This is a genomic window from Zhongshania sp., from assembly GCF_041584495.1.
Classification (GTDB): Bacteria; Pseudomonadota; Gammaproteobacteria; order Pseudomonadales; family Spongiibacteraceae; genus Spongiibacter.
In genome coordinates this window covers 47,785-55,861 of sequence record NZ_JBFHDY010000011.1, presented here as the reverse complement: position 1 = coordinate 55,861, position 8,077 = coordinate 47,785, and the positions used below count along the sequence as shown (strand labels likewise).

Genomic DNA, 8,077 nt, shown 5'->3' with positions numbered 1-8,077 from the left:
GCATTGGCAATAATCTCACAGCCCTGCGGTAACATCGCTTGTTTGTGATTAGATGCATTTAGGGCGAAGCCTCTTAATGTGCACCATGCTGTTAGGTGGTTTAGTGCTTCTGGGTGTTCAGCAATGGCCGTGTTGGTGACCTTGGCTAGGGCGACAGCAGTGAGGTCGTCAATGGTAGGGCCAAGCCCCCCATTAATTATAAGGACGTCTGCACCTGTGCAGAGCTGATCGATTTCATCACATAGAATGCTTAGTTCATCGCCGACCGTTACTTTTTTGTTAATGCGCCAGCCAAAATCTTTAATTTGTTCAGCGAGCATTGCGGAGTTGGAATCTATAATATCGCCGGCCATCAGCTCATTGCCGGTGAGGAGCAGGTTTAGCTTCATTCAATTCACATCCATTTTGATCGTTGTTTAACGTCGGCGCTAAGCGGTATAGTTAGTGGAGTAAGCCGTTTAGTCATTGATAGCATAGTAATGTTTTTTGGGCCTATGCTCTAATGATAGTCGTTATTATCCTAGGAGGAAGGGCATGAAGTTGTCATCAGGGGAGATTCTTGCTGGATGCATCGTTCTTGTGTTGTTGGTTTTTGAGGTGTGGCAATACCTAGATGCCAAGACTTACCGAGAGACGATGAACGCCCAGTTGGTGTTGTTGTCGACTCGGGTAGACAGTGTTGATGATCGGGTTCAGCTGGCACGGGATAAACTCGAGAAGTTAGAGCAGTCGTCTATTGGTGGCTTGATTGGAAATGCCAACGACGCCTTGATTCAGGGCTGGTCGGCAATGATTGATACGGTAGAAAAAGAGCTACAACGCGCTAAGAAGGGGTTTGATAAACCGGCCGGAAATACCGGTGGGGGTACTGAGTCTGAAGCTGATCCGTCGTCGGCGCCAAATGGCAATGAGCCACTATAGGATGCTGCCAATGGTGTGGTGCAGCATAAATATATAATTTGTCGCTACGAACAACGCTTTAAGTGACTGTCTTATCCGAAGATTGCGCATATTGGATGAGACGAAAGCGCCCGCTAATAGCCTTGTTCGTGTCGAGCCTTTTTAACGACGGTTTGTCACCTAGTAGCGTAGGCGGGCATCAAGCTCATCGACTATTTCAGCCCATTCGGCGTCGAGGTCAATGGACTCCTTCAGTAACTTTGCCTGTGCGGGCTTCCAAAAACTGGCTTCATGAATCATCAACCCTCTGGGAAGTGGGCGGTGCCGTACAATGAATCGCTCTACTTCTTCGTCGCTGTCAGGCAGGCCGAGCTGCTGGAAAAGCATATTCATTGTGTGTAGTTCGGTTTCCATCATGTCCTCCATAGGTGGGCGCGGTGTTGCTATGTCCAATATAGAAGACCCCGCGCTAGCTTTCCAGTATTTGTCGGCAAGCGCGGTGAGAATAGTTAGCCGCCCTTAAAAGAAATAACTTAGGAACTGGGTAAAAGATCTAAGCGCATGCCTGCGCTCCAGCCGCCATCAACAATAAATTCTGCTCCTGTTGAATAGCTGCTGTCGTCTGAGGCTAAAAACAGCGTGGTGTTGGCGACTTCTATCGGGAGGCCGACACGGGGGAGTGCGTGATTGGCATAAAAGGCATTGTCGTCGGCGGTGGGCGCAGTTTTTCCCTCGGCACCATGCATTGCGGTAAAGACCCCGCCGGGGTGTACAGTGTTGACGCGGATATTATAAGGGCCTAGCTCGAGGGCTGCGGATTTGCTCATGCCCCGCACCGCCCATTTACTCGATACATAAGCGGATAAACCATTCTTTGCTTGAAGGCCGTCGATAGACGAAATATTGATAATAGACCCGCCTCCGGCGCGCTTCATTGGTTCAATCGCCGCCTGAATACCGAGGTATGTACCTAGCTGATTAATTTGGATTACCCGCATATAATCGGCCGCGTTGGAGTCTTTAATTGCGGCGATATGGAGAATTCCAGCATTGTTAACGACAGTTGTTAGTGGGCCGATGGCTTCAGCCGCACGGCTTAGGCGTGCCCAGTCGTCTTCATTAGATACGTCTGCGTGAACATAATGCGCGTTATTGCCAAGCTCCTGAGCGAGTTGCGCACCCGCATCATCAAGAATGTCGGCGATAATGACGCTGGCGCCGTGCTCAATAAAAAGTTTAGCGGTCACTGCGCCCATACCGCGCGCTGCACCGGTAATAATGGCAACTTTGTCAGTGAGTCTTTTCATGATTTTGGTATCTAATTTCAAGTAAACAAGGCGCCCACTTTAGCGGTGGTTCTTTTAGCAAGCCATGCTCCAAGTGGACGATGCGGCGCTAGTGAGAGTAATTTTTTGGGGGTAATTAATGCGTTTGGTCGTAATCGTCGGTTTGTGTCATGTATTAACAGCCTGCCAGGCTCGGGAGCCTGTCCAGAGTGTCGTGCCGCTAGCGCGCAAGCAGATTGTTGAAGAAGGGGCAGTGTTAGCGAAAGAGTCACCGTCGCCACGTGGGAGTGCAGCTGTGCCTATTCCTGTTTTGGATCTGAGTTTGCCGAGAGCAGCTGGAACTGTTATTCAAGATAGTTGGGGCGACGGTGCGCGAAACCGCTATCGCGTTGGGGAGTGGTTTAATGCGGGCGCTAGGCGTGAAGAGGCTCGACTCAAGGTCAAATCTAAGCTGCTGATAAAAGAGGCTGCTGTGTCGGAGTATTCCTTCAGTAGTTTTGCGGACAGTGTTAACGGCGCCGAAGTCGGTTTTGAGTATAAAACCCGTTAAAAGCGTGTGCTACCGAATTTTAAGCAATAAAAAGGTCGCCTAGGCGACCTTTTTATTGCTTCTATTTCGCTTAACGCTTTTCTAGGCTGACAAAATCACGCTGGGCTGGGCCGGTATACAGCTGGCGTGGACGACCTATGCGGTAGCTACCGCTGATCATTTCATTCCAGTGTGCGATCCAGCCTGGGGTGCGGCCCAGTGCAAAGATTACAGTGAACATGCTAGTGGGGATGCCAATTGCCTTGAGAATAATGCCTGAGTAGAAATCGACGTTTGGATAGAGTTTTCTTTCAATGAAGTACTCATCTTCCAGGGCAATTTGCTCTAAGCGTTTAGCAATTTTCAGTAATGGGTTATTTTCTAGGCCAAGTTCAGCCAACACTTCGTCAGCGGCCACTTTCATTACCTTGGCGCGAGGGTCAAAGTTTTTGTAAACGCGGTGACCAAAGCCCATTAGGCGGAATGGGTCGTCTTTGTCTTTGGCTCTTGCCACGAACTCGTCAATGCGCGAGGCATCGCCAATTTCGTTGAGCATATCCAGTACGGCTTCGTTGGCGCCGCCGTGGGAGGGACCCCACAGTGCAGCGATACCTGCAGAAATACAGGCAAAAGGATTGGCACCAGTTGAGCCAGCGAGGCGCACTGTAGAGGTGGATGCGTTTTGCTCGTGGTCGGCATGCAAAAGGAATATTTTATCCATCGCCTTGGCGAGTATGGGGTTTACATTGCTTGGCTCGCAGGGATTGCCGAACATCATGTGCAGGAAGTTTTCTGAATAACTCAGGTGGTTCTGCGGGTACATGAAAGGCTGACCAATGGTGTATTTGTAAGTCATGGCCGCCAAGGTTGGCATTTTAGCAATCAAGCGAATGGCAGAAATTTCGCGGTGCTTCTCATCAGTGATGTCGAGTGAGTCGTGGTAGAACGCAGACAGTGCGCCAACGACGCCACACATGATCGCCATGGGGTGGGCATCGCGACGGAAGCCTTTGAAAAAGGTGCTCATCTGGTCGTTGACCATGGTGTGCATGCGGACTTTATTGAAAAACGCTTCTTTCTGAACGGCATTTGGTAACTCGCCGTACAGCAATAGAAAGCAGGTCTCTAGGTAGTCAGACTGTTCTGCCAGTTGCTCAATGGGGTAACCGCCGTGCAGAAGAATGCCTTTATCACCATCGATATAGGTGATTTTAGACTCGCAGGCTGCGGTAGAGACAAAACCGGGGTCGTAGGTAAAGTAACCATTGCCCGTCAGGGCGCTGACTTCGATGACGTCGGGGCCGATGGTGCCAGAGTGGACTTTAAGGTCCAGTGTTTTACCATCGATACTCAGACTTGCTTTCTTGTCGCTCATTGTGACGGGCTCCTGTAACTTTTAGCTAGCTTGTGGCGTTAGCTTCCTATGTCTAGCATTCTGCATGGTATTGCGTGAATGTAACATTGGAAGGTCCGCTTACGCGGGAGTGACAAATATAGAGAGATGAAATCTTTTGTCAACGGTGAGAACATTTTAACGTGCAATTGTTGTAGATGGAATTGTATTTGTGATTTGAATTGGTGATTTTCGCGACTGGATGCTTGCTTGCTCCTTTTTTTGTGCGCAATTACATCCCGGAAAGACCTCTTATGGCGCCATAATGGTGCGAAATGGTGTCTTAAGCCCTTGATATTGGAGTTTTTTGCTGGGCCTGGCGGGTGTTTGTGAGAGTTTGTAATTGCTCGGGCTTGGCCCTATAATGCGCGGCGTTTCTTGTGGGGTTTATAACTGCCTTGCACATACGGAAACTCAGCCGAATATGAGATTCGGAGATTTATTGATCCACTTCCTTTAAACCGCTTGAGAATTCGAGCCAGAAATTAAAAGTGTGGCAAACCGTGAACGATAAACGACCTGTAAATCTGGATGTCGGGACAATCGCACTGCCGATTACCGCATATACCTCTATCTTGCACCGCGTGAGTGGTGTTTTTCTTGTGGCTGGCGTTGCCCTGCTGTTTTGGTTGCTTGGCACCAGTCTTGACGGTCCTGAGGGCTTTGAACAAGCGAAAGCTTGTTTGGCTTCGTTCTGGGGTAAGTTGAGCCTTTGGATTGTGTTGGTTGGGTTGAGCTATCACTCGGCGGCGGGTGTTAAGCATTTAGTGATGGATGCCGGTATTGGTGAAACGATGGAAGGTGGCGAAACTGGTGCGAAATTAGTGCTGGCTGTCACCGCAGTGTTGGTTGTACTTGCGGGGTTGTGGATATGGTAAATTCAGTAACGAATTTGGGTCGCAACGGTTTAGCCGACTGGTTGGTGCAACGTGTTAGTGGTGTTGTATTGCTGGCTTATATGCTGGTGGTTGGTTTTTACCTGCTTTGCAGTGGCGCTGATTTAAGCTACGAGCAGTGGAGTGGCTATTTTGATAGCACTTTTATGCGTGTGTTTAGTACCGCAGCAGTTTTGTCCATTGTGTCTCATGCATGGATTGGTTTGTGGTCGGTATCGACCGACTATTTAACAGAGCGACTAATGGGTGGGCGAGCGACGGTTTTACGCTTGGCATTTCAGGCAGTGTCGGCTGTTGTGTTGTTCACCTACCTCGTTTGGGGCATCCAGATTCTTTGGAGTTAAGCAATGGCTAATATTCGTACAATTTCTTTTGATGGTGTGATTGTTGGCGGTGGCGGTGCAGGTATGCGCGCGGCACTGCAGTTGGCGCAGTCAGGCTATAAAACAGCAGTAATCTCTAAAGTATTTCCTACGCGTTCACATACTGTGTCTGCTCAGGGTGGCATAACCTGTGCAATTGCCAGCTCTGACCCCCAGGATCAGTGGCAGTGGCATATGTATGACACCGTTAAAGGCTCTGATTACATCGGTGATCAGGAAGCCATTGAATACATGTGTCAGGTTGGTCCAGAAGCAGTTTACGAACTGGATCACATGGGTATGCCGTTCTCGCGTACCGAAGAAGGTCGTATTTATCAGCGTCCATTTGGTGGTCAGTCTAAGAATTTTGGTGAGGGCGGTCAGGCCGCTCGCACCTGTGCTGCTGCCGACCGCACTGGTCACGCGCTGTTGCACACCCTTTATCAGGGTAATCTGAAAAACAATACCGTGTTTTTCAATGAGTGGTACGCCACTGATTTGGTGAAAAACGAAGACGGCGAAGTCGTTGGTGTAATCGCCATTTGTATTGAAACTGGCGAAGTCGTGTACGTTAAGTCGAAAGCGACTGTATTTGCCACGGGTGGTGCTGGTCGTATTTATGCTTCTACTACCAATGCGCACATCAACACCGGCGACGGCGTTGGCATGGCGCTGCGCGCTGGCTTCCCAGTGCAAGATATTGAAATGTGGCAGTTCCACCCCACCGGTATTGCCGGCGCAGGTGTACTTGTTACTGAAGGCTGTCGTGGTGAGGGCGGTTACCTTGTCAATAAAGACGGCGAGCGTTTCATGGAACGCTACGCGCCAAACGCCAAAGATTTAGCCGGCCGCGACGTTGTTGCCCGCTCAATGACCTTGGAAATTCTTGAAGGTCGCGGCTGTGGCCCCAATGGCGATCACGTTTATCTGAAACTGGATCACCTTGGTGAAGAGGTTCTTGAGAGCCGTTTGCCCGGTATTTGCGAATTGTCACGTACATTCGCTCACGCCGATCCAGTAAAAGAGCCGGTTCCAGTTGTGCCGACTTGCCATTACATGATGGGTGGTATTCCCACCAATGTTAACGGTCAGGCATTGACAGTTGATGCAGAAGGCAACGACACCGTCATCCCCGGTTTGTTTGCCTGTGGTGAAGTAGCCTGTGTATCGGTACACGGCGCTAACCGTTTGGGCGGTAATTCACTGCTGGATCTCGTGGTGTTTGGGCGCTCTGCTGGCTTGTTTATCGAGAAGAGTCTGCGTGAAGGCGTTGAAATGCGTGATGCTTCCGAGGCTGATATTGAGCGCGCGATGAGCCGCTTGAATAAGATCAATAATACCACTGGTGGCGAAAGCATTTCCGCACTGCGCACTGAGCTGCAGACCATCATGCAGAATCATTTCGGCGTATTCCGTCGTGGTGACTTTATGCAAGAAGGCATCAAAAAGCTGGCCGAGCTGCGGGTTCGTATCGATAACGCGCACTTGGAAGACAAGAGCAATGCCTACAATACAGCGCGTATTGAGGCACTTGAGCTGCATAACTTGTTTGAAGTGGCTGAAGCAACGGCGATTGCTGCCGAAGCGCGTACTGAAAGCCGTGGTGCTCATGCTCGTGAAGACTTCACTGAGCGCGACGACGAAAACTGGCTGTGCCACTCAGTTTACTTCCCCAGCGAGAAGCGGGTAGGTAAGCGTGCGGTTAACTTCACGCCGAAGACCCGCGAAGCGTTTGCACCAAAAATTCGTACGTACTGATTCAGGGGAAACGAACATGTTGAAAGTCAGTCTCTATCGTTACAATCCTGAAGCCGATCAGGAACCGTACATGCAAGAAGTCGAACTGGATACCGGCGGCAAAGACCTCATGGTATTGGATGTTCTTGAACTGCTAAAAGGCAGCGACCCGTCGCTGGCTTACCGCCGCTCATGCCGTGAAGGCGTGTGTGGTTCAGACGGTATGAATATCAACGGCAAAAACGGTTTGGCCTGCGTTACGCCAATTTCCGAAGCCCTGAAAAATGGCAAAGGCGGCAATAAGCTGGTTTTGCGCCCGCTGCCAGGTCTGCCTGTTATTCGCGACCTGGTTATCGATATGAGTCTTTTCTATAAGCAATATGAAAAGATTAAGCCCTTCTTACTGAATGACACGCCAGCGCCCGCTATTGAGCGTCTGCAGTCACCAGAGGAGCGCGCCAAGCTTGACGGTTTATATGAGTGCATTCTGTGCGCCTGCTGCTCAACCGCTTGCCCGTCATTTTGGTGGAACCCAGATCGTTTTATCGGGCCCAGCGGTTTGCTGCAGGCCTACCGCTTTTTAGCGGACAGCCGTGACACCGCAACAGAAGAGCGCCTGAGTGATCTGGATGATCCATTCAGTGTGTTCCGCTGTCATGGTATTCAGAACTGTGTGAACGTTTGTCCTAAGGGTTTGAATCCAACAAAGGCAATTGGTCACATTCGGAATATGTTGCTAAGCAGAGCATCTTAAGTATTCCCCCCCGGCCTCGGCCGGGTATAAAACTCTGCGAAATGTAAGTCCTCAAGCGCTGTTCACGAACGGCGCTAGAACAATACAACTCGGTGCTTACCGGCACTTTACGAGCTAAAAAGCGTATTAAGAGGGAAGGGACGTTCCCTGTGGTGCGAGTCGGTTCTACGGCGTACACTTAACGCTGTAGGACTTCACAGGATGACAAGGGCCTTATCGG

10 protein-coding genes are annotated in these 8,077 nt (G+C 50.1%); 6 read left to right on the top strand and 4 right to left on the bottom strand.

Features of this window, described 5'->3' with window-relative positions; genetic code table 11:
• On the bottom strand, positions 1 to 389 hold a 389-nt coding region (locus ABYP33_RS03795), incomplete at its 3' end, for a molybdopterin-binding protein (RefSeq protein ID WP_373088586.1).
• Positions 390 to 534: 145 nt separating this feature from the next.
• Here ABYP33_RS03795 and ABYP33_RS03790 point away from each other — a divergent pair.
• The gene (locus tag ABYP33_RS03790; protein WP_373088584.1) at positions 535 to 921 is read left to right on the top strand and encodes a hypothetical protein; all 387 of its coding nucleotides are present in this window, start codon (positions 535 to 537) and stop codon (positions 919 to 921) included.
• A gap of 159 nt (positions 922 to 1,080) precedes the next feature.
• Here ABYP33_RS03790 and ABYP33_RS03785 read toward each other — a convergent pair whose 3' ends face one another.
• Positions 1,081 to 1,314, bottom strand: a complete 234-nt coding sequence (locus tag ABYP33_RS03785; protein WP_008249921.1) for a DUF2789 domain-containing protein — start codon at positions 1,312 to 1,314, stop codon at positions 1,081 to 1,083.
• A gap of 119 nt (positions 1,315 to 1,433) precedes the next feature.
• Complete coding sequence (locus tag ABYP33_RS03780) at positions 1,434 to 2,207, bottom strand: glucose 1-dehydrogenase (RefSeq protein ID WP_373088581.1); 774 nt, start codon at positions 2,205 to 2,207, stop codon at positions 1,434 to 1,436.
• A 118-nt stretch (positions 2,208 to 2,325) separates the two neighbouring features.
• Here ABYP33_RS03780 and ABYP33_RS03775 point away from each other — a divergent pair, with 118 nt between their 5' ends.
• Positions 2,326 to 2,736, top strand: coding sequence for a hypothetical protein (locus ABYP33_RS03775; protein ID WP_373088579.1), 411 nt, complete (start codon positions 2,326 to 2,328; stop codon positions 2,734 to 2,736).
• Positions 2,737 to 2,806: 70 nt separating this feature from the next.
• Here ABYP33_RS03775 and gltA read toward each other — a convergent pair whose 3' ends face one another.
• Positions 2,807 to 4,090 carry a citrate synthase gene (gene gltA / locus ABYP33_RS03770; protein WP_373088577.1) on the bottom strand — a complete coding sequence of 428 codons (1,284 nt, stop codon included), beginning with the start codon at positions 4,088 to 4,090 and terminating at the stop codon, positions 2,807 to 2,809.
• Positions 4,091 to 4,611: 521 nt separating this feature from the next.
• On the opposite strand from gltA, the gene sdhC reads away from it, so the two are divergent.
• Genes sdhC through ABYP33_RS03750 form a run of 4 tightly spaced genes read left to right on the top strand, consistent with a single transcriptional unit; the run spans position 4,612 to position 7,857 of the window.
• A complete protein-coding gene (gene sdhC, locus ABYP33_RS03765) occupies positions 4,612 to 4,986 on the top strand; it encodes a succinate dehydrogenase, cytochrome b556 subunit (RefSeq protein ID WP_373088575.1) in 375 nt (124 codons plus the stop codon).
• On the top strand, positions 4,980 to 5,348 hold the full coding sequence (sdhD, locus tag ABYP33_RS03760; protein ID WP_373088573.1) for a succinate dehydrogenase, hydrophobic membrane anchor protein: 369 nt from the start codon (positions 4,980 to 4,982) through the stop codon (positions 5,346 to 5,348). Before sdhC ends, sdhD begins: the two co-directional genes overlap by 7 nt.
• 3 nt (positions 5,349 to 5,351) lie before the next feature.
• On the top strand, positions 5,352 to 7,124 hold the full coding sequence (gene sdhA, locus ABYP33_RS03755) for a succinate dehydrogenase flavoprotein subunit (RefSeq protein WP_373088571.1): 1,773 nt from the start codon (positions 5,352 to 5,354) through the stop codon (positions 7,122 to 7,124).
• A 16-nt stretch (positions 7,125 to 7,140) separates the two neighbouring features.
• Entirely contained in the window at positions 7,141 to 7,857 is a 717-nt protein-coding gene (locus tag ABYP33_RS03750) for a succinate dehydrogenase iron-sulfur subunit (RefSeq protein WP_373088569.1), read from the top strand.
• The last annotated feature ends 220 nt before the right edge of the window (positions 7,858 to 8,077 follow it).